Source organism: Frankia sp. R43, assembly GCF_001306465.1.
GTDB classification, from domain to species: Bacteria; Actinomycetota; Actinomycetes; order Frankiales; family Frankiaceae; genus Parafrankia; species Parafrankia irregularis.
This window is the reverse complement of sequence record NZ_LFCW01000005.1, coordinates 268,303-290,752: the sequence shown is the minus strand read 5'-3', so window position 1 is coordinate 290,752 and position 22,450 is coordinate 268,303. Positions and strand designations below refer to the sequence as shown.

The 22,450-nt window shown below is 71.6% G+C and carries 19 protein-coding genes; 11 read left to right on the top strand and 8 right to left on the bottom strand.

The window, feature by feature from the left end; translation table 11 throughout:
* Window positions 1–13 precede the first annotated feature (13 nt).
* The 3 genes from ACG83_RS22255 (at window position 14) to ACG83_RS22245 (ending at window position 4,095) form a co-directional block, all read left to right on the top strand.
* Window positions 14–505 carry a hypothetical protein gene (locus tag ACG83_RS22255; protein ID WP_054568177.1) on the top strand — a complete coding sequence of 164 codons (492 nt, stop codon included), beginning with the start codon at window positions 14–16 and terminating at the stop codon, window positions 503–505.
* Window positions 502–2,388, top strand: a complete 1,887-nt coding sequence (locus ACG83_RS22250) for a TerD family protein (RefSeq protein ID WP_054568176.1) — start codon at window positions 502–504, stop codon at window positions 2,386–2,388. Before ACG83_RS22255 ends, ACG83_RS22250 begins: the two co-directional genes overlap by 4 nt.
* Before the next feature lie 384 nt (window positions 2,389–2,772).
* On the top strand, window positions 2,773–4,095 hold the full coding sequence (locus ACG83_RS22245; RefSeq protein WP_054568175.1) for an HNH endonuclease signature motif containing protein: 1,323 nt from the start codon (window positions 2,773–2,775) through the stop codon (window positions 4,093–4,095).
* Between the two features lie 68 nt (window positions 4,096–4,163).
* Here the strand turns inward: ACG83_RS22245 and ACG83_RS22240 are convergent, their stop codons facing one another.
* From ACG83_RS22240 to ACG83_RS22220, 5 genes are all read right to left on the bottom strand, one after another.
* Entirely contained in the window at window positions 4,164–4,646 is a 483-nt protein-coding gene (locus tag ACG83_RS22240; RefSeq protein WP_054568174.1) for a thioesterase family protein, read from the bottom strand.
* Window positions 4,647–4,715: 69 nt separating this feature from the next.
* A complete protein-coding gene (locus ACG83_RS22235) occupies window positions 4,716–6,101 on the bottom strand; it encodes an aldehyde dehydrogenase family protein (RefSeq protein ID WP_054568173.1) in 1,386 nt (461 codons plus the stop codon).
* Entirely contained in the window at window positions 6,101–7,201 is a 1,101-nt protein-coding gene (locus ACG83_RS22230) for an AMP-binding protein (RefSeq protein ID WP_054568172.1), read from the bottom strand. Before ACG83_RS22230 ends, ACG83_RS22235 begins: the two co-directional genes overlap by 1 nt.
* A 174-nt stretch (window positions 7,202–7,375) precedes the next feature.
* The gene (gene yidD, locus ACG83_RS46115; protein WP_200931355.1) at window positions 7,376–8,206 is read right to left on the bottom strand and encodes a membrane protein insertion efficiency factor YidD; all 831 of its coding nucleotides are present in this window, start codon (window positions 8,204–8,206) and stop codon (window positions 7,376–7,378) included.
* A 640-nt stretch (window positions 8,207–8,846) separates the two neighbouring features.
* Window positions 8,847–9,251, bottom strand: coding sequence for a PPOX class F420-dependent oxidoreductase (locus ACG83_RS22220; protein WP_054568171.1), 405 nt, complete (start codon window positions 9,249–9,251; stop codon window positions 8,847–8,849).
* 396 nt (window positions 9,252–9,647) lie between these two features.
* On the opposite strand from ACG83_RS22220, the gene ACG83_RS22215 reads away from it, so the two are divergent.
* From ACG83_RS22215 to ACG83_RS22195, 5 genes are all read left to right on the top strand, one after another.
* Entirely contained in the window at window positions 9,648–11,129 is a 1,482-nt protein-coding gene (locus tag ACG83_RS22215; protein WP_054568559.1) for an efflux RND transporter periplasmic adaptor subunit, read from the top strand.
* A gap of 208 nt (window positions 11,130–11,337) precedes the next feature.
* Window positions 11,338–12,240: an ABC transporter ATP-binding protein gene (locus ACG83_RS22210; protein ID WP_369812908.1), complete on the top strand. Its 903-nt coding sequence runs from the start codon at window positions 11,338–11,340 to the stop codon at window positions 12,238–12,240.
* Complete coding sequence (locus tag ACG83_RS22205; protein WP_054568170.1) at window positions 12,240–13,475, top strand: ABC transporter permease; 1,236 nt, start codon at window positions 12,240–12,242, stop codon at window positions 13,473–13,475. Before ACG83_RS22210 ends, ACG83_RS22205 begins: the two co-directional genes overlap by 1 nt.
* A gap of 27 nt (window positions 13,476–13,502) precedes the next feature.
* The gene (locus tag ACG83_RS22200) at window positions 13,503–14,567 is read left to right on the top strand and encodes a hypothetical protein (RefSeq protein ID WP_235498091.1); all 1,065 of its coding nucleotides are present in this window, start codon (window positions 13,503–13,505) and stop codon (window positions 14,565–14,567) included.
* Entirely contained in the window at window positions 14,560–17,217 is a 2,658-nt protein-coding gene (locus ACG83_RS22195) for a biotin/lipoyl-binding protein (protein WP_054568169.1), read from the top strand. Before ACG83_RS22200 ends, ACG83_RS22195 begins: the two co-directional genes overlap by 8 nt.
* A 71-nt stretch (window positions 17,218–17,288) precedes the next feature.
* On the opposite strand, the gene ACG83_RS22190 is transcribed toward ACG83_RS22195, so the two are convergent.
* Window positions 17,289–18,188 carry a PfkB family carbohydrate kinase gene (locus ACG83_RS22190; RefSeq protein WP_054568168.1) on the bottom strand — a complete coding sequence of 300 codons (900 nt, stop codon included), beginning with the start codon at window positions 18,186–18,188 and terminating at the stop codon, window positions 17,289–17,291.
* 137 nt (window positions 18,189–18,325) lie between these two features.
* Window positions 18,326–19,201, bottom strand: coding sequence for a PASTA domain-containing protein (locus ACG83_RS46110; protein ID WP_054568167.1), 876 nt, complete (start codon window positions 19,199–19,201; stop codon window positions 18,326–18,328).
* A gap of 113 nt (window positions 19,202–19,314) precedes the next feature.
* Here ACG83_RS46110 and ACG83_RS22180 point away from each other — a divergent pair, with 113 nt between their 5' ends.
* From ACG83_RS22180 to ACG83_RS46860, 3 genes are all read left to right on the top strand, one after another.
* Window positions 19,315–19,920 (top strand): TlpA disulfide reductase family protein, encoded by a 606-nt coding sequence (locus ACG83_RS22180; protein ID WP_161934787.1) that lies wholly within the window; start codon window positions 19,315–19,317, stop codon window positions 19,918–19,920.
* A gap of 281 nt (window positions 19,921–20,201) precedes the next feature.
* The gene (locus ACG83_RS22175) at window positions 20,202–20,876 is read left to right on the top strand and encodes an SRPBCC family protein (protein WP_054568165.1); all 675 of its coding nucleotides are present in this window, start codon (window positions 20,202–20,204) and stop codon (window positions 20,874–20,876) included.
* Window positions 20,877–21,431 (top strand): helix-turn-helix transcriptional regulator, encoded by a 555-nt coding sequence (locus tag ACG83_RS46860; RefSeq protein WP_054568164.1) that lies wholly within the window; start codon window positions 20,877–20,879, stop codon window positions 21,429–21,431.
* 30 nt (window positions 21,432–21,461) lie between these two features.
* Here ACG83_RS46860 and ACG83_RS22165 read toward each other — a convergent pair whose 3' ends face one another.
* Complete coding sequence (locus ACG83_RS22165) at window positions 21,462–22,373, bottom strand: Dyp-type peroxidase (protein WP_054568163.1); 912 nt, start codon at window positions 22,371–22,373, stop codon at window positions 21,462–21,464.
* Window positions 22,374–22,450: the final 77 nt, after the last annotated feature.

Here is a 22,450-nt window from a genome sequence, read left to right as displayed (position 1 = left end):
CGGGGCCGGAAGCATGATCTTCCGGCGGCGTGGCGGGCGCGCCGAAGAAGACACCGAACAGGACGCGCAGACGTCCCCCGCAGGGCGGGCAGCCGAGCTGCGCAAGGAGCTCGCGGCGATTGTCACCGGAGCGAACGCCGACGGGGGGCGGCTCCCGCCCGGCGCGGTGCCGACCGTGCGCGACATCGACGACGTCGTGCGGCCGTTGCTGGTATATGTCGAGGCCAGGTCGGCGAGCGACGAGGAGCTACGCTACCTGACCATGATCGTCCGTGACTACCTGCCGCGGGCGCTCGACGACTTCCTGGCGCTGCCATCGCAGTACACCGACCGCCCGGGCATCACCGGGACGACCCCCGCCGAGGACCTGGTGCGCCAGCTGCAGCTCCTCGACGAGGGTGCCATCGAACTCCAGGACTCCGTCTACTCCGGGGACGCCGCGAAACTGGCGATCCAGGCCCGGTTCCTGGAGGCGAAGTTCCGCCGATCGGATCTCGACTCTTGACGGCGACCCTGCCCCGCGGCGGCAACGTGCTGCTGGCGAAGGAAGCACCCGGGATTGAGCGTGTCCGTGTCGTGACCTCCTGGAGCGGCGCCGCACCCGAATTCGGGGCCCGGGCTGGGACCGGGGGCGGAGCTGGGGCTGGCGCCGGGGCTGGCTTCGGGAGCGGTGCTCAGGCTGATGGTGGCGCTCAGGCTGGCAGTGGTGCTCGGGCTGGCAGTGGTGCTCGGGCTGGCAGTGGTGCTCGGGCTGACGGCGGGCCTGGCGCGTGGCTTGAGGTCGACGGCGTACTCGTCCTGGTGGATGACGCGGAGCCCACATCGCAGCTGCTCCTCACCAGCCAGGTGCCGAATCCCACGGAGCCGATCGGGGTGTCGCCCCTGCCGAGGCAGCCCGCCGGCGGAGGGAGCGAGGAGGTCGTCGTCACCCTCGCCGCCGTGCCACGTACGGTCACCAGACTCCAGTTCGCGGCCGCGATCTACGCCGCCTCCGGATCCGGCCGGAGCTTCCGTTCGGTGCCGCACGGTTCGATCCGGCTGTACGACGACGCCACCGGCACCGAGATCGTCAGCTACACCTTCACGGTCGAGACCGGCTACGAGACCGCGCTCGTCTTCGGAGAGCTGTACCGGCATCCGACCGGCTGGAAGTTCCGGGCGGTCGGCGAGGGCTACACGGACGGGATGGCGGGCCTGGCCGGCTCCCCGAGTGGTGCCGGCTCGCCGGGTGGCGTAGGTACCGCGGGTGGCGCCGGCTACCCGGATGAACTGCCAGTGGCCAGGCCGGGGGAGGTGGCCTCGTTCGTGAGTCGGCTTTCCCGATCCCACAGCCGACGGAAGGTGGCCGACCACCTGGAGGCGGCGAGACGTCCGCCAGCGGCCTCACCCCCGGCGGCCTCACCCCCAGCGCCGTCGCCCATACCACCGCGGCCCTCCGCGTCACCGCAGCCGGCCAGACCCACACCGCTCGCGTCTACGTCTGCGCCTGCTCCGTCTCCGCCCGCGCCTGCCCCGCAGCCGTCCGCACGGGCGACGCCTGCATCGCCGTCTGCGCCACCGCTGCCCGTATCCTCGCCTGCGCCGCCAGCCACGCTCCGTCCGTCGGGTACCGCGCAGGCACCTGCTGCGGGGCACCAGGGTCCGGCAGCCAGACCAAGTAGCGCCGTCCCAGCCGGCGCGCACCCGTCGTCACCGCGGGAGTCCGCGCCGTCGCCGCTCGACCTCAGCCAGAAGGACGGCGCCCCAAGGCCAGCGACCATCGAGGTGAGCGAGCGTTCGTCTCGTTACCGCCAGCGCCATGAGCGTGTCAGCACCTTGGACGAGGAGCATCCCGCCACCATCTGGACCGGCGAGCAACGGGGAACCGGCGGTGCCATGACAGTGTCGCTGAACTGGACCCCGCTGACGACGCGGACGGGCCTGCCCCGCCCCGGAAACATCCATTTCGGGTGCTTCTGGCAGGCGTTGGATGGCGAGACCGGGGTGATCCAGCAGTACGGCGCCGGTACGGCGACCGGCACTGGGCGTGCCGGTCGCCAGGTCCTGCGGCTCGTTGGGGGCGACGAGCGCGACGAGCAGACGATCTTCGCTGACCTCGGCACGCTCGCGACCTTCAAGCGGTTCTTCGTATACGCCTATGGCCTGCACCGTGCGCCAGAGTGGGCGCTGCTACGGCCGTCGGTGGTTGTCTCCGCGCGGACCGGTGAGCAGCTCACCATCCGGCTGGGCAACGCGCCGGAAAACGCGCGCACGTGCGTGGCGGCGTCGTTCCACATGGTGGGGGACGACCTGGTGATCCGCCGGGAGAACGACTTCGTCGAAGGCGCCCAGGCCGATGCCGCCGTGCGCTACGGCTGGCCGCGGGGTTGGGATACGGACGGGCGTTGAAACCCGGGTGAAGAACCCGAGTTCTCGCCCGTTCCGTGCCTATTCTACTACTTCTATAATACATTGATTTCGCTGACTCTCTTGGTTTCATGATGCCTCTGGATGTCACGTCTGGGTATGGCTGGTGACCTCACAGTGCGGCATATCGGCCGCACGGATTTGCGGATAAACCGCTCGTCGGCGGTGGTCTTCTGGCTGATCTGGGAATGCGAGGTTGCCGGCTGGGGCGTCTGTCTGTCAAGGCGGTCTGGGTGGCCGGTGAACTCGTTGTGTCCTCCGTTCTCCGGCCCGGTCTTCACTCCCGCTTTCCGGTTTAGCATCGCCCTTGTGATCGAACGCCCGTTCGATCGTGTGGTGTGTGTTTCCGGACCGGAGGGCAGTGCCATGGCTTCCAGTACCCGCTCGACCCGCACCGACCCGGCCAGCGTGTCCCGTGTGCCGGTGGAAGGCGACGGCGAGGGGGTTCCGGTCGCTCATCGGGTGTTCGAGGGGTGGTTGAACGAGTGTCTGGAGCGGCTTCGGGTGGCGGTGGCGGGGATCGCGGCGGCGCAGGCGGTGGCGATCCGGGTGCAGGCGGAGCTTGCCGCGGCCCGGCCGCCGGAGGGCTATGACGAGCTGGGTCTGTTCGGTTCGGTGGTGGCGGGTGAGGTGGCGGGGTTGATGCGGATCTCGACGGGGTCGGCGGAGTGGCATCTGGATTTCGCCGATCAGGTGGTCCGCCGGATCCCGGTCGGGTTGGAGGCGTTGGCGGCGGGGGTGTTGGACCTGCCGCGGCTGCGGTCGTTGGAGCGTGCGACCGCCCCGTTGGATGTCGGGCTTGCCGGCCGGGTCGTGGACCACGTCCTCGCGAAGGGGCCGCGGGCGCATCGGAGGTCGTTCACGGCGGCGTGCCGCCGGGGGGTGATCAAAATCGATCCGGAGGGTGCGGCGCGGCGGTCTGAGGAGCGGTGTCGGGAGCGGCGGGTGTGGGTGGAGCCGGAGGAGGACGGGATGGCGGTGTTGGGGGCGTTGCTGCCCGCGGACGGCGCGTTGGCCTGCCGGAAGCGGATCGAACGGATCGCCGACGCGACGATCGTGGACAGGGCCGAAGAGGACGGTCGGAGTCGGGATGAGGTGCGTGCGGACACGTTGATGGATCTGATCCTGGGCCGGTACGGGCAGCCCGGGCCGGCGGGTGCGGCAGGTGCGGATGTGCAGGTGATCGTTCCGATCGGGACGTTGCTCGGCCTGGACGCCGATCCCGGTGAGTTGGTGGGGTACGGGCCGATTCCCGCGGTGGTGGCGCGGGAGATCGCGTCACGGCCTGCGTCGACGTGGCGGCGGATGCTCACCGATGGGCTGGGCTCTCTGGTGGAGCTGGGAGAGCGGCGGTATCCGAGTCCGGGGCAGAGGCGTCATGTGCAGGTCCGGAACCCGTGTTGCACGTTTCCGCATTGCACCCGTGGGGCGTGGCGTTGCGATCTGGACCACACTCGGCCGTACGCCGCGGGTGGGAAGACGCTGGTGGAGAATCTGGGGCCGTTGTGTCGGCGGCATCATCGGGTGCGTCATCACAGTCGGTGGCGGGTGGTCCAGCCTCGGCCGGGGGTGTTCCGGTGGACGAGTCCGACCGGCCGCCGTTATGAGGTGCGGCCGCATTCGTATCTCGACGGGGAATGTGCCACCGTCGAGCTTGACGCGACGAGCGAAAACGGCCGCCCAGGATGAATCATCGCCCGCCGGCCAAGTGGGCGCAGCCGGCCCCCTACCTATCGATAAAGAATTTGCATCGGTGGTCAGGAGTCGGAGCCGGCCGGCACCTGGGCGGAGGCGGGGAAGGACATGGACGCCAGGACACCGCGGACGCGCTCGGGTACCGGGGCGGGGCCGTTCTCCGACCGGTGCACGATGACGGTGTCGCACAGCGCCAGGCAGGTCTCGCCTTCGAACAGCCCACACACCTGCAGGATCGAGGTGTTGCCGAGCCGGCCGATCCCGACCCCGACCTCGTAGGTACCGGGGTAGGCGACCTCTCCCAGGTAGTCGATCTCCACCCGGGCTGCGACCACCGGGAGGGGACGCCGCTCGTGGGGCAGGCCGCCGTGGTTCGCGCCGAGCAGGGCCCGGTTCATCGCGATGCGGGCCTCCTCGAACAGCGCCGCGATGGCCACGTTGTTCACGTGGCCGAGGCTGTCCATGTCACCGAAACGCGGCTGCATGGTGAGGGCGAACGGGTAGTTCGCCAGCTGGATCCGCGCCGGGTCGTACTTCGCTCCCATAGCTCCCCTTCTATCGCGTCCCGCGGCGTCGGGGCGATCAGCGTGGCGTGGGTCTCGTTCCGGTCTCGATCAGCTCCGGATGAACGCCTTGTTCTCCATCAGGAAGTCGGCGAGGTACCCGTCGTGCGGGACGCCCGCGGCCATCCAGACGGTGGGCTGGTCGCCCAGGTAGACGTTCCGGATGGTCGGCTCGTTCAGCAGGTGGTCGATCAGCCGGCCGTCCCGGGTCATCACGGTGAGCACCAGCGAGTCCCGCAGCGGGGTGATGCCGGCGTCGGGGGTCCAGGGAGCGATCCAGACGCAGGGGAACGACAGCTCGATCCCCGCCTGCGCGGCGGTCGGCGAGTCCAGCTCGTGGACGGCGGGCCGCAGCACCGCGCTGCCGTCCCCGAGCTCGTCGACGATGCCGTCGCCACCGAGCCAGGAGCGGGTGCCGGCGGCCTTGCGGGCCAGGTACTCCTCGACGACCCGGGCGCTCGCCAGTGGCTGGACAGGCAGGGCGGCGGAGTCCTCCTCGGGGGGCAGGCTCGGCAGGCGGGCCAGCCGGTCGGCGACGGCCTCGGCCAGTGGCGCCGGGTCGCCTTCCACGAACACCGCGGTCGCGTTGACGCAGCCGGTGCCCCCGCCGCGGGCCACCGAGTCGACGATGACATCCAGGTGATCACGCCAGTCGGCGTCGGCGGTGATGAGGATCTTCGACCGTCCCGGCCCCTGGATGAGGACGGTCGGGTCGGCGCCGAACCTGCTCACCACGTCGTCGCCGCCGTAGACCATCCCGAGGTCGGCGGCCTGCAGGATGGCGTCGGCGCCGCCGTGGTCCGTGGGCAGCAGCGCCACCTGGTCGTTGGGCGCGCCCGCGAGGCGCAGCGCGGTGATGAGCCGGTGGGGGGTGAACGGGTCACGGCGCGAGGGGCGGACGGCGATCCGGTATCCCAACGTGAGCGCCTCCGGCCACAGGGCATGCGTGCCCGGATGGTTTCCCGCGGCGTGGACCGCGAACACCTCGCCGCGGCGGGCCCAGACCGCCCGCCCACGCCAGGTGGACGGATCCCGCCAGTCGCTGGCTGTTCCCACCGGGCAGGCCCGAGCCACGGTGTCGGCGGCCTTCGTGATCCATTCGGCGGTGGAGCTCGTCGCCCCTCGCACGGTCGAGATAGGCAGCCCGCCGACGCGGCTGACCAGCCGCTGGTACTCCCCGACGGTCAGCCCGCCGATGGTCGCGCTCGCGAAGAGCTTCGCCGCGTCGGCGAGGATCTCCGTCCAGGCGTCGACGGGCAGGGCGTCGGCGGCGCGCAGCTGGCTGACCGTGCGGTGGACGTACAGCGGGGGCACGAGACTGAGCTGGGCGACCTGCGCACCGGCGACATCCATGATCGCCTGCTGGTTCCTGGTCCGATATTCGCCGGCCGGGCCGAGAGCGGCGAGCTCGACCGGGGAGCTGACCGCAGACGTCATCAGTAGACCCCCTCGATGACGGCTTCGTTCTCGAAGGTCGCGACCGGGGCGACGTCGGCGACCGCGTCACCGACGGTGCCGTCGAGCGCCTTGATCCGGGTCGCCATGTCCCGCTCGAGGTTGTTTGGCAGCAGGAAGCCCTTGCTGACGTGGCTGGCCAGGATCTGGCCCCGGTCCCCGTAGCCGACGCGCTCGAGGGTGTCCGGGTTGACGACCTCGAAGGTGAGGTACGGCGAGTACGGGTCGAAGATGCAGGGCGCCTCCACCGGCAGGTTCGGCCGCTCGGCGGCAGAGCCCAGGTACATGGTGCTCCCGTACTGGCCCAGGAAGATCGTCTCGGGGAACACCTCGGTGCGGAACAGCGCCAGCGTGTCGGCGTCCATGTGGGCGCCGCCCCACATGATGGCGCGCACCTTCTCGTTCACCAGGTCGACCAGGTCGCGGTGCCGGGACAGGCGCTCGAGCAGCGGCGGGGTGATGTTGAGAGCGCCGACGTTCTGCCGGCGCAGGATGTCGGCGGCCTGGTCGATGATGTGCTCGGCATAGGCGTCGGCGTCGTTGAGGCGCCGCTGGGCGATGAGCTTCTTCACCCAGCGCGGGTCGAGGTCGATGGTGAACACGTACGAGCCGTGCCGCTCGGTGATCAGCCGGAAGAGCGCGCCGATGATGTGCGGCCCGGAAGGGAGGACACCCAGCCAGTTCAGCCCACGCGGGATGCCGTGCCGGTCGAGGATGTCCTCGTGGAGGCGTAGCAGGCGGTCCTGCCACTCCCGCATGAGGACCACTCGTTTGGGTGCGCCGGTGGTGCCGCCGCTCTCGAAGAACCCGGCGACGTCCGGCCGGTCGCCGTACCCCCGCGCAATGAGATCCTCCGCGTGGACGTCCCGCAGGTCGGGCAGGACGTTCGGGAAACGTCGGAGATCATGATGGGACCGGATCTCGGCCCGCGGGTCGAACCCGAGGGACTCCGCTCGCCGCAGCCAGAACGGTGAGCCCGTCGCGGGGTTGAAATGCCATTCCATCGCCGCCCGGATGAACTCCTCCGGGTCGGGCACGACATCAAACGGCAGATCGAGAACCTTGTCGGCCAGGAGTGGCATGGGACCTCCCTCGAAGCAGACGACGACGCGGCCGCACGGGAGGAAGGTCGGACCACCTGTCCCCTCACATCCCGCGATGTTGTGGTTCTTCCCCGCGAGGTAAGACCGACACGGCCTCGTCGCCGCCCGCGGCCTGCCGGCCGTCACCGCTGCCGCTGCTGCTTCCGCCTGGGTTTAGGGAACCGGGTCGGCGGTGCCCGGAACGACCCCCGGACGGCAGCCGCGCAGCCGGCGTGCGGTCAGGGCGGCTCCGTCGGCCAGCCCGTGGCGGGTTATCGCCGTGGCGGCGAAGGCACTGCAGGTGGGCGTGTAGCGGCACCGCGCCCGCATCCGCGGCGACCCGAACCGCTGGTACAGGTGAATGGCCCCGAGCACACCGCGGACGGACGCCGACCGCGCGCCGGACCCACCGGTGCGTCCGGCGTGACTGGCGTGGCTGGCGTGTTGTCCGGTGTGGTCGGTGCCCGCGGTGTGGCCGAAGCGAAGGCGGGCACCGGCGGCTGCCAGCGTCGACAGCACGGTGAACCAGGTCGACAGAGCGAGAAAGGCGGGAAATCCGTCGCAACCGTCGCAGGCGTCACAACCGTCACACGCGTCGAGAGCGTCGCATCCGTCGTCGGCGTCGGCTGAGGAGCGCCGCCGCCCTCGGCGCCGCTCGCGCCGCCGAGCACGCCATCGCGCAAGCCGTTGCCTGAGCCGTCGTCCGCGCCCACGACGCTGCTCGTCCGGCCCGGGGCCGCCGCCGGCCGAGTCCTCGATCGCGGGGAACACCTCCACGGCCGCGGGTTCGGTGGCCGTGCGGTCGGTGGCCGTGCGGTCGGTGGCCGTGCGGTCGGTGGCCGTGCGGTCGGTGGTGGCGTGGACGGTGGTCGTGCCGTCGGCGGTGGTGGGCTCGGTGGCCGCGGGCTTCGCGGTCGTGCGGTCGGTGGCCGTGCGGACCGCGGTCGTGCGCCGCGCGTGTGTCGGTGCGGGCCGCTGGTCTCGGCGCGGTGTCTGGACCTGCATGTGCGGGCGCCTCCGGCTCGCCTGTGCCGCAGGCGACGCGGCGCAGCTGACCGTATCGCCGCCGGTGGCTCCTACGCAGGCGGTTCCGGTGGCAGGTTCCGCCGGCGGGTGGGCGGTCGGGGGCGGCGGTCGGAGAACGGGCGAGGGGTGGTCGGAGAACGGGCGAGGCGCGGTTGGGGAACGGGCGGTTGGCCCGGTCGGCGGGTGGGCCGCCGACCGGGCCCGGGATCACCCGCGCCCGCAGACCCAGACGGATCGCGGGGGCACCCAGCGCCGTTCTCCGGCCGCCCAGACCCAGTGGCCGCTCACATGACGCCAGTAACATCCGGCGGCGGTGGGCACGCGGTCAGGTGGCGGTGACGCCGGCGCGGCCAGGGCGGGCGCCGCGGAAAGAGCCGAACCGAGTGCGGCAGCGGCGATCAGCAGTGGGAATCGGGTGCTCTTCCGGTACGCCATCTCTGCTCCCCCCGGCGCATGAAACGCCATGTCATCGAGGAAGTTCCGGCCGGACTGAGCCTTTTCCATCTCACGTTCCACAGCCAGGGATGCCGCGAGTCCGCGTTGACGACGGAAAAGGTTCACTGCAGCTCGGGCATACCCCGGACCAACAGGAATCAGTCGCCGTCGGCCGTGCCCGGATTCAGAGTGAGGTGTTGCGCGCCTGCATCCCGGGCGCTTCCGGGTCGATTCCCCAGCTGATGATCCGCCGTGGACGAATGCGGATCACCTCCGGGCTCAGGTATCCCTCCGGGGGATCCTCGCCGCTGACGGCGTCGGCCTCCCCGCGGATCTCCAGGCCGCGCACCTGCCAGGGGTCCACCGATGCGATGTCGTCCACGACGAGGGAGACCACCCTGGTCGCGGCGACGTTGCGGAACTTGCGGCTGGCGCCCAGGTTGTACCCGTGCACGTCAATGGTGCCGGTGGCGGCGTTGTGCCGGAAACCGACCGGGCTGTTCTGTGGTGTGCCGTCCGGCGCGACGGTGGCCAGCCGGCCGAGGCGCTGCCCGGCCAGATAGGCGAGTTCGACGGTGGTGAAGATCATGCGCTGATCCTGCAGGCTCAACCAGGCTTCAGGTCAAGCACCGTCCCGGGAACTGGCGATGGAACGCCGGGGCTCGGTCCGGCAGCGCATCAGGAGGGAACGTCCGGTCGCCTGCGTGGTCGACCCGTCGGTGTTCGTGTGTGATCGGTGGATGTTCGTCGATCCGGTGGTGTCCCCGTGGATCGGTGTGCGGTATTTCGGAGTGGGATCAACGTCTGCCCGCCGCCCGAACCCGGATCATCTGGGTGCCCATCGATCTACCAGCACAAATCCATGCACTAAACAACGGAAACGGTGATTCATAGCCTACACATAGATTCCGCACGGGCTGGCCACAGCTGTCCTCGAGAAGCTCTCGAACGTGCAGAGACAGATACCGGCCCCATGCGCCCGGTCATGACATTCGTGGGCCGGCTGGCTGCGCGCCGTCGACTGCTGGTCGCGCTGGTCGTGGTGGTGGTCATCGCCGCCGGCATCATCATCTACGCGGTCACCCGTGGTGGATCCGACGACGCGGACGCGGCGACGCCGACTGTCACCTCGCGAACGGTGACGGCGGAGCTCAGTACGATCAAGCAGTCGATCTCCACGACCGGCACGATCGCACCCGCGACCCAGTCCGATCTGACGTTCCCGGCGTCCGGCAAGGTCACCAGCGTCCTGGTGAGCGAGGGCGACAAGGTGACCGTCGGCCAGAAGCTGGCGACGATCGACTCGGCCTCGCTGACCGCCAGCCTCGCCCAGGCGAAGCTGACGCTGGCCAACGCCCAGGAGAAGCTCGCCTCCGACGAGAGCGCCGACGCCTCCAGCGAGCAGATCGCCGCCGACGAGTCGGCGGTCACGACCGCGACGGACGGCGTCACCTCGGCGGAGACGGACCTGGCCGGAGCGACCATGACCTCGCCGGTCAACGGCGTCGTGACGAGCATGGGCCTGGTGGTCGGGCAGCAGGTCTCCGGCTCCTCGAGCAGCTCCGGGTCGTCCGGCGGCGGCAGCGGCGGCACAGGCGGAATGAGCGCGGGCGGCGGGACGTCCACCGGTTCGGGGAGCACGTCCACCACGTCGACGAGCGGGCAGATCACGGTCATCAGCACCGACTCGTGGATCGTCAACGCGACCGTCGACTCCAACAGCGTCGATCTGATCGCCAAGGGCAACCAGGCGACGATCGTGCCGAGCTCAAGCAGCTCTTCCTCCACCACCACCGGCGGAGGCTTCGGGCAGTTCGCGGCCCGCAACGGCGGTGTGGCCGCCGGCGGCACCGCGGGCGGCGGCACCACAAGTGGCGGCACGACGGGCGGCGGCGGCACGACGGGCGGCACCGGCACCGGCACCGGCACCGGCACTGGATCGGGCACGGCCGCGAGCGGGACCAGCAGCACGATCTACGGAACGGTCGAGTCGGTGGGCCTGATCGCGTCCAGCTCCGGCCAGACCGCGACCTTCCCCGTGGTGATCAAGGTGACGGGCAGCCCCACCGGCCTGCACTCCGGCGCCAGCGCGACCGTCACCCTGATCTACAAGCAGCTCAGCAACGTCCTGGTCATCCCGACCAGCGCGATCACGCAGCAGGACGGCAAGTCCGTCGTGAAGCTCGTCTCCGGTGACTCGACGACGACCCGCGAGGTCACCACCGGAACCGCCAGCGGCGGCTACACCCAGATCGTCTCCGGCCTGTCCGAGGGCGACCAGGTGAAGTACGACGTCATCAGTGTGGTTCCCGGTGGCACCGGCACCGGCGGCGGTACCACGAACCGCAACGGTGGCCAGGGCTACGGCGGCTTCGGCGGCGGCACCGGCAGTTTCCCCGGTGGCGGCAGCTTCCCGAGTGGGGGAGCGGCCGGCGGCGGGGGCGGCTTCCCCGGCGGGGGCAACTGACATGGCCAGGAGATCGCGCAGGCGTGAGCGCGCGGCGGCGGCCGAGTCGCCCCAGCACGGACTCGCGGACACGCCGACGACGGCAGACTCCCCGACCACGGACTTCTCGACCACGGACTCCTCGAACACGGAAATCTGGGCCAGGGGCACTGAGTCCCGGGACGTCCCGTCCCAGTTCACCCCGGTGACCTACGAGGAGCCGGCGACGATGCCGCTGGCTCGGGTGCCGCTGGGCGCCGCGACCACGGACGCGGCGGCGACCACGGACGCGGCGGCGACCACGGACGCGGCGGCGACCACGGACGCGGCGGCGACCGCGACCGCGGCAGGGCCACCGGTCATCGAGCTGGACCAGGTGTCCAAGTCCTACCGGGCCGGTGCGCTGGACGTCGCCGCGCTGCGCGGTGTCTCGACCCGGATCGGCCAGGGCGAGTACGTCGCCATCGTCGGTCCGTCCGGCTCGGGGAAGTCGACGTTGATGCACATCATCGGCTGCCTCGACGTCCTCACCGGCGGCACCTACCGGCTTTCCGGCGAGGACGTCAGCGCGATGACCGAGGAGGACCTGGCCGAGATCCGCAACCGCCGGATCGGGTTCGTCTTCCAGCAGTTCAACCTGCTGCCGTCGCTGTCCGCCTGGCGCAACGTCGAGCTGCCGCTGGTGTACCGGGGGGAGCGGCGGGACGTCCGCCGCAGCCGGGCCGTCGCCGCGCTGGAGCGGGTCGGCCTCGCCGACCGGGTCGAGCACCGGCCCGGTGAGCTTTCCGGCGGCCAGCAGCAGCGGGTCGCGGTGGCCCGCGCGCTGGTCGGCGACCCGTCCCTCATCCTCGCCGACGAGCCGACCGGCAACCTGGACTCGACGGCGACCCGCGACGTGCTGAACCTCTTCGACGAGCTGCACGCGCAGGGCCGCACGATCGTTCTAATCACCCACGAGCAGGAGGTGGCCGACCGGGCCCGGCGGGTGCTTCGGATCCGGGACGGGCTGATCGATTCCGACTCCGCGGCCGACTCCGCCGTCGACTCCGTGGCTGGCTCGGCTCCCGCCGTGGCGACCCAGCCGGTCGCCCATCCGGCGACTCAGCCGGCGACTCAGGCGGCGACCCGCTGATGGGCTGGCTGGAGACACTCCGCACCGGCCTGGACGCCATCCGCACGCACCGGCTGCGGTCCGGGCTGACGGTGCTCGGCATCCTGATCGGTATCGCCGCCGTGGTCCTCACCGTGGGCCTCGGTGTCGGTGCGCAGGACGAGGTCGGGGAGGAGATCAACTCGCTGGGCAGCAACCTGCTCATCGTCTCGCCGGGCAGCTCGACGGACTCGTCGACGGGCCTGCGCGGCGGGTTCGGTTCCTCGTCGACCCTGACCACGGCCGACGCGACCGCGCTGACGTCGAAGACGGCCGCCCCCGACATCGAGGGCGTCGCCCCGATCAAGCAGAGCTCCATGTCGCTGCTGAACGGTTCGACGAACTGGACGACCACCGTGGTCGGCACGACCCCGGACTGGCTGCCCGTGCGCAGCCGCACCCTCACCGAGGGCCGCTTCATCACCACGACGGACGAAGCCCAGTCGGCGGCGGTCACCGTCCTGGCTTCGGACACGGCGACGGAGCTGTTCGGCCGGCGCAGCCCGGTCGGCCAGAGCGTGACGATCAACAACATCGCGTTCCAGGTCATCGGGGTGCTCGAATCGGCCGGGTCGGACAGCTCGAGCAACCTCGACGACCAGGCCATCGTGCCGATGTCGACCGGGGCGAACCGGCTGTTCGGCGGGACGACCCGCAACTCGGTCTCGACCATCTACATCAAGGCGACCTCGTCGGACACGCTGTCGGCGGCCTACCAGGAAGCCAACAACCTGCTGCTGAACCAGCACAGCATCACGGACTCGTCCAGCGCGGACTTCACGATCACCACCCAGGACTCGCTGCTCGACACGGCGACGTCCGTGAGCAAGACGCTCACCGTGCTGCTGGCCGGCATCGCGGCGCTGTCGCTGCTGGTGGGTGGCATCGGCGTCATGAACATCATGCTGGTCTCGGTGACCGAGCGCACCCGTGAGATCGGGCTGCGCAAGGCCCTGGGCGCACCGCCCGCCGCGATCCGGCGGCAGTTCCTGATCGAGGCGTCGATGCTCAGCCTCGTCGGCGGCGCGGTCGGTGCCCTGCTGGGTATCACCGGGGCCCTGGTACTGCCCCAGTTCATCGACAACTCGGTGGCCATCGTCTGGTGGGCGGTGTTCGGCTCCCTCGCCGTCGCCGTGGCCATCGGCGTCGCCTTCGGTGTCTACCCCGCCAGCCGGGCCGCCCGACTGGCTCCCATCGACGCGCTCCGCAGCGACTAGTCGCCGACCATGACGAGGACAAAGATCATGACTGGCCAGGCTCCCACTTCCGTGCCGTCGACCGGGTCCGTGCCGTCGACGGGGTCATCCGGCTCGTCGACCGGTGGACGTCGTCCTGCGCGTCGTCGCGCGTCCGTCGTCGTCGCCGTCGCGTCCGCCGCCGTGCTGACCGCGGTGCTGGCCGGCTGCGGTGGCTCCTCCGGGACGTCCAACGCGCAGGGCGAGCAGGGCGGCGGGCAGACCGGGCAGGGCAACGGCGGCGGCCGGGCCGGCGGCGCGGCCGCTTCCGGGCTCATCGCGGCGGTCGACTCGGGCACCATGCAGGTGCAGAACCAGCAGTCCGGCCAGGTCGCGGTGAAGTTCGGCGACAGCACCACGTTCACCCAGACCGTCTCGGCGGCCCTGGGTGATGTCACGACCGGCGTGTGCGTCACCGCGGCGAGCGTGTCCGCGGGTGGCACGCAGGCCTCCGGCACGCCCAGCGCGCGGTCCGCGGCGCAGCCGACGGCCATGCCGACGTCCTTCACGGCCACGACCGTGTCGATCAGCCAGCCGACCGACGGCTCCTGCACCAGCGGCTTCGGCGGCGGCACCCGGCCGAGCGGTATGCCCAGCGGTATGCCGAGTGGTATGCCGACCGCGATGCCGAGCGGTGCGCCTGGCGGCCAGGGCGGTGGCTTCGGTGGCGGCGGCAACGGTGGTCAGGGCGCGCCCGGAGGCGGCGGCGGGTTCGGTGGGCGGGCGACGGGCGAGGTGACGGCGGTCTCCGGCTCCACGATCACCGTCTCGGGCACCAGCTTCGGCAGCAACGAGACCGTCACCTACACGGTGCTCGTGGACGGCAGCACCACCTACACCAAGTCGGCCACGGCGGCCGCCGACGCGGCGACGGTCGGGCGGTGCGCGGTCGTGAACGGCGACACCGACGACACCGGCACCGTGACCGCGACCCGGATCGCGCTGAGCGACGCGACGAACGGAACCTGCACGACCGGTTTCGGTGCCGGCGGGTTCGGCGGCGGTGGCGGGTTCGGTGGCGGCGGCGGTGCGGGCGGCAACGGCTCCAACGGCAACGGGACTGCCAATGGCTGAGGACGTCGCCGTTGCCCACGGTGCCGTTCCGGCCGACGGTGCGGTGCCGGCGGCTGACGGTGCGGTGCCGGCCGATGGTGCTGTGCCGGCTGACGGTGCGGTGCGGGCCCGGCCGGACTCCACTGCGATGCGGAGCCGGCGGCGCCGGCCGAAGCCCCGGCGCAAGGGCGTGGCCGTTGCGGTGACCGCGGTGGTGGTCGTCGCGGCAGGAGTGGGCACGGGGCTCGCGACCAGCGGGGATGACGGCCCCTCCTACCGGCTCGCCGCCGCGAGCACCGCGTCGGTCACCCAGACCCTGACCTCGGTCGGAACCCTGAGCACGGTCAACACGGCGACCCTCGCCTTCCCGGTCAGCGGGACGGTGACCTCGGTGCCGGTGCAGATCGGCGACAAGGTCAGCGCCGGGCAGGTGCTCGCCTATCTGGACCCGGCCGCGCTGCAGGTCGCGCTCAACACGGCGAACCAGAACCTGGCCGACGCGAAGCTGACGCTGGCGAACGACGCCTCCGGGCAGACGTCCAGCAGCAGCGGCGGCTCGCAGGGCGGGTCGACGAACCTGACCTCCGGGGCGTCGGACGGCGCGGTCAGCCTGCTGGCGAACTCCGCGTCCGGTTCCACCGCCGCCCCCGGCTCCGGCGGGTCTGGCGGTTCCACCGGCGTGCAGCTGACGAGCCTGGAGACCGGACGGGTCGTGGCCACGGTCTCGGCGGGACGGATCGTGAGCGTCTCCACGGGCGCCGCCATCCGCACCGCCGCGAACACCGCCGCCGCGAACACCGCCGCCACGACCACGACTGCGGCCGCGACGACGACCACCCCCGGGAAGCCGAGCGCGCTGGCGACCGCGGTGACCGCGGCACAGCAGGACGTGATCGCCGCCCAGTCGGAGCTGGACAGCGTGCTGGCGGATCTCGGTGCCGACCTGACCGCGCTGACCGCTCAGGGCGGCGGCTGCGCAGTGGGCAGTGGCGCCGCGCCCGCCCCGATCTCCTTCACCGCGACGCCGACCACGGCCGGCACGATCAGCGGCACCGTCGGCGACCAGGACAAGGTGACGCTGAGCCGCAACGGCTCCGTCATCGCGACCAGGACCGGCTCGTACACCTTCACCGGGCTGAAGGCCGGTGCCGAGTACACCGTGAAGATCCAGCAGGCGGGCGGCACCGGCACCATCGACGTCACGCAGTGCCAGAACGCGATCAACGCGCTCGTGACCAGGTTCAGTGGGTCGTCCGGTGCGTCGGGCGGGTCGAACCTGGCCTCCCTGACCTCGCGTCTCGCCTCGGCGAAGACCAACCTTGACAAGGCCGTCAGCGCGCTGAGCAGCGCCGGCGGCGGATCAGGCGGGCCGCAGACCTCGCCTCCGTCGACCTCGCCGTCCCCCGGCGGGACGTCCGCTCCGGGCACGAACGGCTCCGGCACGGGCGGCTCCGGTACGGGTGGCCGGCCCTCGACCGCTCCCTCCCCGAAACCGTCCGCGACGGGCTCGACCGGCAGCGGTGCGGGTACCGGCAGCGGCGGGGGGACCGGAAGTGGTGCGGGTACTGGCAGTGGTGCGGGTACTGGGACGGGCACCGGTAGCCGCCCGTCCGCGGCAGCCAGCCCCTCCGGCGGCACCGGCTCGACGGCGACGCAGAGCGCGACTCCTGGCACGGACGGGCGTGGGGCGACCAGCGGCACCGGCGGATCCACGACCGGCGGCACTGGTACCACCGGCGGCACTGGCGGTACCGGCACGACTGGTGGCACCGGTAGTACCGGTGGTTCGGGCTTCAGCGCCTCCGGTGGCAGCGGCTCCACCTCCGGTGGCGCGATGTCCGGCGTCACGGGCGGCGGTTCGTCGACGCGGACGACCCAGGTGGCCACCGCCGAGCAGCTCGCCGCCGACCAGGCCGCCATCGACGCGGCGGCCGCGCAGGTCACGGTGGCCCAGGCGAACCTGAACGGCGCCACGCTCACCAGCCCGATCAGCGGGACGGTCGGCGCCATCTCGGTCGCCGTCGGCGGCGAGGTCAGCTCGTTCTCGTCGAGCGCGACCATCACCGTGCTCGGCGAAGGCGACAAGCAGATCACCACGACGGTCCCGCTGTCCGCCGTCGACACGGTGAAGGTGTCCAACCCGGCGACCATCACCGTCGACGGTGTCAAGGAGCCCCTGACCGGCACGGTGTCGTCGATCGGCGCGCTGAACAGCAGCACCGGGTCGACCACGACCTATCCGGTCAGGATCGTGCTGAAGCCGAGCAGCGCCAACCTCTATGACGGCACCGGCGCCAGCGTGTCGATCACGGTCAAGGAGGTCAGGGACGTCCTGACCGTGCCGACGTCCGCGGTGCACCGCACCGGCCAGCTGACCACGGTCAACGTGCTGAAGGACGGCAAGGCGACGGCCGTCCAGGTGCAGATCGGCGCGACCGGCCCCGAACGGACCGAGGTGACCTCCGGACTCGAAGCCGGTGACCAGGTCGTCCTCGCCGACGTCAACGCCGCGCTGCCCTCCGACGATTCGGACGACTCGTCCAACAGCGGCGGACTGTTCGGCGGCAGCAGCAGCAACAGCGGCGGCGGGACGTTCCCCGGCGGCGCCGGCGGTGGCTTCGCGGGCGGTGGATTCGCCGGCGGCGTCCCCGGTGGAGGCGGTGGCCGCTGACCGGCGACCGGTGACCGGCGACCGGTGACCTGACGGAGTGAGGCGACCGGTAGCAGCGGTTGGTGCCGCCGCTACCGGTCGCTTTCGTCGTCGGGCCAGCCGCGTAGCTCAGCCTGGGTGGGAAGGGCCTCGTAGGCACCGGGGCGGCTGATGGTGAGCGCGGCGGCGTGCTGGGCCCGGCGGACGGCCGCCTGGGCACCGGCACCGGTGAGAAGCTGGGCGCAGAGCACCGCGGTGAAGGCGTCGCTGGCCGCAGTGGTGTCGACGACCTCGGCGGGTGGCGCGGGGACGGCGGTGCTGCTCCCGTCGATCCGCAGGACGCACCCGCGCTCGGCGAGGGTCACGCAGACCGTTTCCACGCCCAGCTCGTCGGCGATGGCGTCGGCGAGATGCGCGGCGGGCCCGTGCGCACCTCGCCGAGACGCGAGCAGGGCCCGTGCCTCGGCCTCGTTGGGAACCAGGATGTCGACCTGCTCCCACGCGATCCCGCCGACGACCGACAGGTCCGCCGGCAGCGGCGCCGGATTCACCACCACACGCAGGCCGTGCTCCCCGGCCGCACTCAGCACGCCCCCGATGTGCTCAGGGGCGTCGAGCGTGACGAACAGCGCCTCCGGTGGCCGCGCCGCGCCCGCGCCCGCGGCCGGGCCGGTTTCGGCGAGGGCGGCGGTGACGAGATCGGCGGTGACGGCGAAGGCGTCCGGCACCTGCCACACGAAAGCGTTCTCCCCGTCGGCGCGGGAGTAGACGACGCAGACCGGAGTCGGCAGGCCCGGGACGACCGCCATCGCGGCGGTGTCGATGCCCTCGGCGGCGAGGGCACCCCGGATGGCCGCGCCGACCGCGTCGGCTCCGACGCATCCCAGGGCCGTCACCCGCGCACCGAGCCGGGCGAGGGTGACGGCCTGGTTGAGGGCCTTTCCACCGGGGGCGGTCCGGATCGCGTCGGCGCGCAGGTCGTCCCCCCACACCGGTAGCCGGGGCGTGCTGATCAGGCAGTCGAGCAGGTAGGCGCCCGCGACGAGGAAGCTCCCGCCGTGGCCGCCATTGCCGTCGCTGTGGCCGCCGCCGTGCCGGCCATGGCTGTGCCCGCTGCCTTCGCGGCGGGTCAGCCGACCGCCTCGTCGGCGGGCTCGGGGTGCATCTCGCGGGCGGGGATCGGTGACGGCACCGGCCGCCGGGGCTCGCGCACGCCCGCGGAGCCGCCGCCGGGCCCGAGGCTGAGCCGCACCATCGTGCCGATCGCCACCCGGGTGCCGGCGGCGGGAACCTGGCTCACCACGACCGAACCGGAGTCGAGCGCGTCGACGGGGAGCGGCGGGCCGTCGGGGTCCGGCCCGACCCCGATCAGGCTTACCCCGGAGAGCTTGGCGCGCGCATCGTCCCAGGAAAGGCCGATCACGCTCGGTACGACGCGGGAGTGCCGCCGTGGCCGCCGCCGCGCGTCCGAGAGCTGGTCGGTCGCGTCCTGCAGCATCTCGCTCGCCGCCCGGCCCAGTAGAGATTCCGTTCCGAAGCGCAGTGAGCGCCGTCGGCTCTGCGTGGCGTTCTCGTCGGGAGCGTCGCCGGGCTGGCCACTCGCGGCACCGCTGGCGTTGCCACCGGTGCCCTTGCCGCCGGCTTCCCCGCTGGTGCCTGCGGGCGGACGCGGGCCCGCGATCTCATCGTCGAGCTCGTGCCAGCGTTCCCAGGCGGACTGCCGGCTGACGCCGAGCCGAATCGCGATCTCCGCCCAGGACCTGCGTTCCCGCCGGGCGGAGCGGACCGCGTCCAGCTCGACCTGATCGAGCAGTCTGCGCACCGTGCCGATGTCGGTCAGTGCCTCCAGCGCCGCTTCTCCGGGACTGTCGGGGTTATCGAGGTCATCGGGGTTATCGGTGTTGCGGGGGTTGTCGGCGGGTGGATTCGAGGGGGTGCGATGCCAGCCGGCGAGGTGTTCCCAAGCGCGGCGGGCGTCCTGCCACGGACTTCCGCTCTTGCTCATGATGTCAGGATAACCTGACGCCTGTACCGGCGCGAGACCGGTGCAATTCCGGTTCGGTAGCTTCTACGTCTTGTAGAAGTGGTCTGGCTGGAATGGCGATGAGGTGCTCTGCTGTGGGGAACGAACGACGGTTACTACCGGGATCCGCTCGCCTGGCAGTTCTCGCACTGGTGGTCGGGGCCAGCCTGGTACTGGCATTCGCGGGATGCTCGCCCGGGGCGAGCACGGCGGACGGTTCTGCCGGTGGTTCGGCGGGTGGCCGCGCCGAACGCGGATCGCTGGGCGGCGCCGCCGAGGTGATTCCGGCCGCTGACCGGAAGCCGGCGCCGGCCATGTCCGGCCGGACCCTCACCGCAGACGCGTTCGACCTCTCGTCCATTCGCGGCCGTCCGGCCGTGGTCAATTTCTGGGCCTCCTGGTGCGGGCCGTGCAGGGCGGAGACGAAGGCGCTGGTCGAGATGGCGCAGACACATCCGGAGGTCGCCTTCATCGGCGTGAACCGGGAGGCCGACGGTTCCGCCGCCGCCCGGGCCTTCGTGCGTGACAACGCCGTGCACTACCCGAACATCGTCGACGAGCGGGGCACTGTGGCGGCGCGCTGGAACGTTCCGGGCCTGCCGACAACCTTCGTGCTCGATTCCGACGGGCGGATCGCGGCGCGACTGTTCAGCGCCGTGACGTCCGCATCCCTCAACGCCGTCATCGCCGGGCTCACCTGACGAGGGCCGGTTCCGGGGAACCCCTGACGAGGCGCGGTTCCGCGGAACCGCGCGGTGTGGTTGCTCCGCGGAACCGCATCGGTCGGGCGGTTCCGCGGAACCGCATCGGGCGGTTCACGGTTCCGCGGAACCGCCCGAACCACCCGAACCGCCGATGACCTCGTCCGCGCTGCCAGCGCGACCACCAGGACGTGTCGATGCGGACGCGGCCCGCCGAACTCGCCCGACAACCGGCAGGCGCATACGCTTGAAATATAAGCCCATGCTTATAGGGTGAGGTTATGATCGCTGATCCCGCGGCCACGGCCGGGCTGGTAGTCCGAGAGGTTCGAAGCGGCACCCGGGACGGGGCCGCGACCAGGATTGTCGTGGCTCGCCGCACCTATCCCACCGACCAGCTCGACCTCTGGGAGGCGCTGACCAGCCCCGAGCGCATCCCGCGATGGTTCCTGCCCGTCAGCGGAGACCTTGAGGTCGGTGGGCGCTACCAGCTCGAAGGCAACGCCGGTGGCGTGGTCGAACGCTGCACCGCACCCGACTCGTTCGCCGTGACCTGGGAGTTCGGGGAGATGATGTCGTGGCTGGAGATCACGCTCGCCCCGGCTGGCCGGGGCACCACACTGGAGCTTGTCCATGAGGCACCGGTCGACCCGCAGATGTGGGGGCAGTTCGGCCCGGGTGCGGTCGGCGTCGGCTGGGACCTCGCGCTGATGGGCCTCGGCCTGCACCTGGAAAGCGGCGCGCCGGTCGACCCGACGATCGCGATCACCTTTCCCACCTCGCCCGAAGGGATCGAGTTCGTCCGCAGGTCAGCCGCCGGCTGGGCAGACGCCGCTGTCAGCGACGGCGACGAGCCCGGCCCGGCCCACGACGCCGCGGGGCGGACGGTCGCCTTCTACACAACCCTGCCCGAGGAACCCTCGGACTCCGAGGGTTCCTCGGGTTCCGGGAACTAGGTGGACCTCGCCCTCGACGCGCTCGGCGAACCGACCCGCCGACGGATTCTGGAGCTGCTGGCCGCGGGTGGAGAGCAGCCGGCGGGGGCCGTCGTCGAGGCGCTGCGAGCCGACGCGCAGATCTCCCAGCCCGCCGTCTCGCAGCATTTACGGGTGCTACGCGACGCGGGCCTGGTGACTGTGCGGGCCGCGGGCGCCCGCCGCTTCTACGCCCTCGACCCAGCCGGGCTCGAGGCCGCCCAGGACTGGTTCACCCGCCTCGCGCGCGCCGCCCGGGAGGCCGCGACCTCCCGGGCAGTCGACCCGGTGGCCGTGCCAGCGGACCCGGTGGCGGTGTCAGCGGACCCGGTGGCCGTGTCAGGCGTCCCGGTGGCGGTGTCAGGCGAGCCCGTTGAGTCCGCTGCATGCGACGCTGATCCACTCGCCCAGTTCGTCCAGCCCCTCGACGCACTGGCCACCGAGATCGCACGCGGCCGGCGGGCACGCCGGTCCGGCCCCATCGCCGAGCCGGTGGCGCGACCGGCGCCGCGGCCGGCCGAGCGCCCCGGGGCGTAGATGGCCTGGCTGACTCGGCCCCCGGCCCGCTCAGTCCTCGTCTTCGGGGGCGAAACGGCTCAGCGCGGCCACCGACGGGATCAGGTAGTAGGCGCCGCTCACCGGCGTCGAGTAGCGGGTGAGCTCGTCGCGCAGGCCATCGTCGTAGGCGCCGGCCATCCGGCGCAGCATGATATCGAGCACCCGCTGCTCGCGGCTGAAGCCGACGAACATCGTGCCGTGCTCGGTCGCGGCGCCGTAGGCCGTGTTCCGGCGGAAGATCTTCAGCTCCTCGCCGTCCTCCTCGACGACGGTCCGCGAGACGTGCGAGGTGGCGGGCATGACGTCCTCGTCCAGCTCGACGCTGTCGGCTTTCGTCCGCCCGATCACCCGCTCCTGCTCCTCGACGGGCAGGGCCTGGAAGGCGTCGGAGTCGTGCCGCCACTGCTGGAACAGCAGCACGCTGCTGCCGGCACCCGGCCCGCCCGCCCCCACGACCGCGACATTCGGCGCCACCAGCAGGGACGGGTTCTCCGTCCCGTCGATGAAACCGGTCAGGTCACGGTTGTGCTCGTACCCCCAGCCAGTGACCTCGCTGGCCACCGACGCGATGTCGGCGAGGGCGGCGATGACGTTGCGGCTGTTGTTGAACACCGCCGTGCGGTCGCCGCCCGCGACCCACACCCAGGCGTCCCGCTGGGTGGCCGGCATCTGGAAACCGTCGGTACCGATGATCGGTTCGGTGAAGCTCCGGACGTCCGGAGGCAGCTCGTCCGGTGCGACCTGTGCCCACAGCTCGGGCCGGAAGCCCACGACGAGGTTCACCCCGCCGCCGGTCGACAGCGGGTCGCTCAGGCCCGCGACCGCCTTGACCAGATCGGCGGCAGACGCGTCCTGGTGCAGCGAGAACTCCAGATAGCAGTGCTCCGGAGTACCGAGCCCGAAGATCCCCGGCTGTGTCACCCGTACCGCCCTCCACCCCATCTGACCTGGCATGCGTGCAAGCCGCACGCGTGCGGAGACAGTATCGGCTGGCGCCG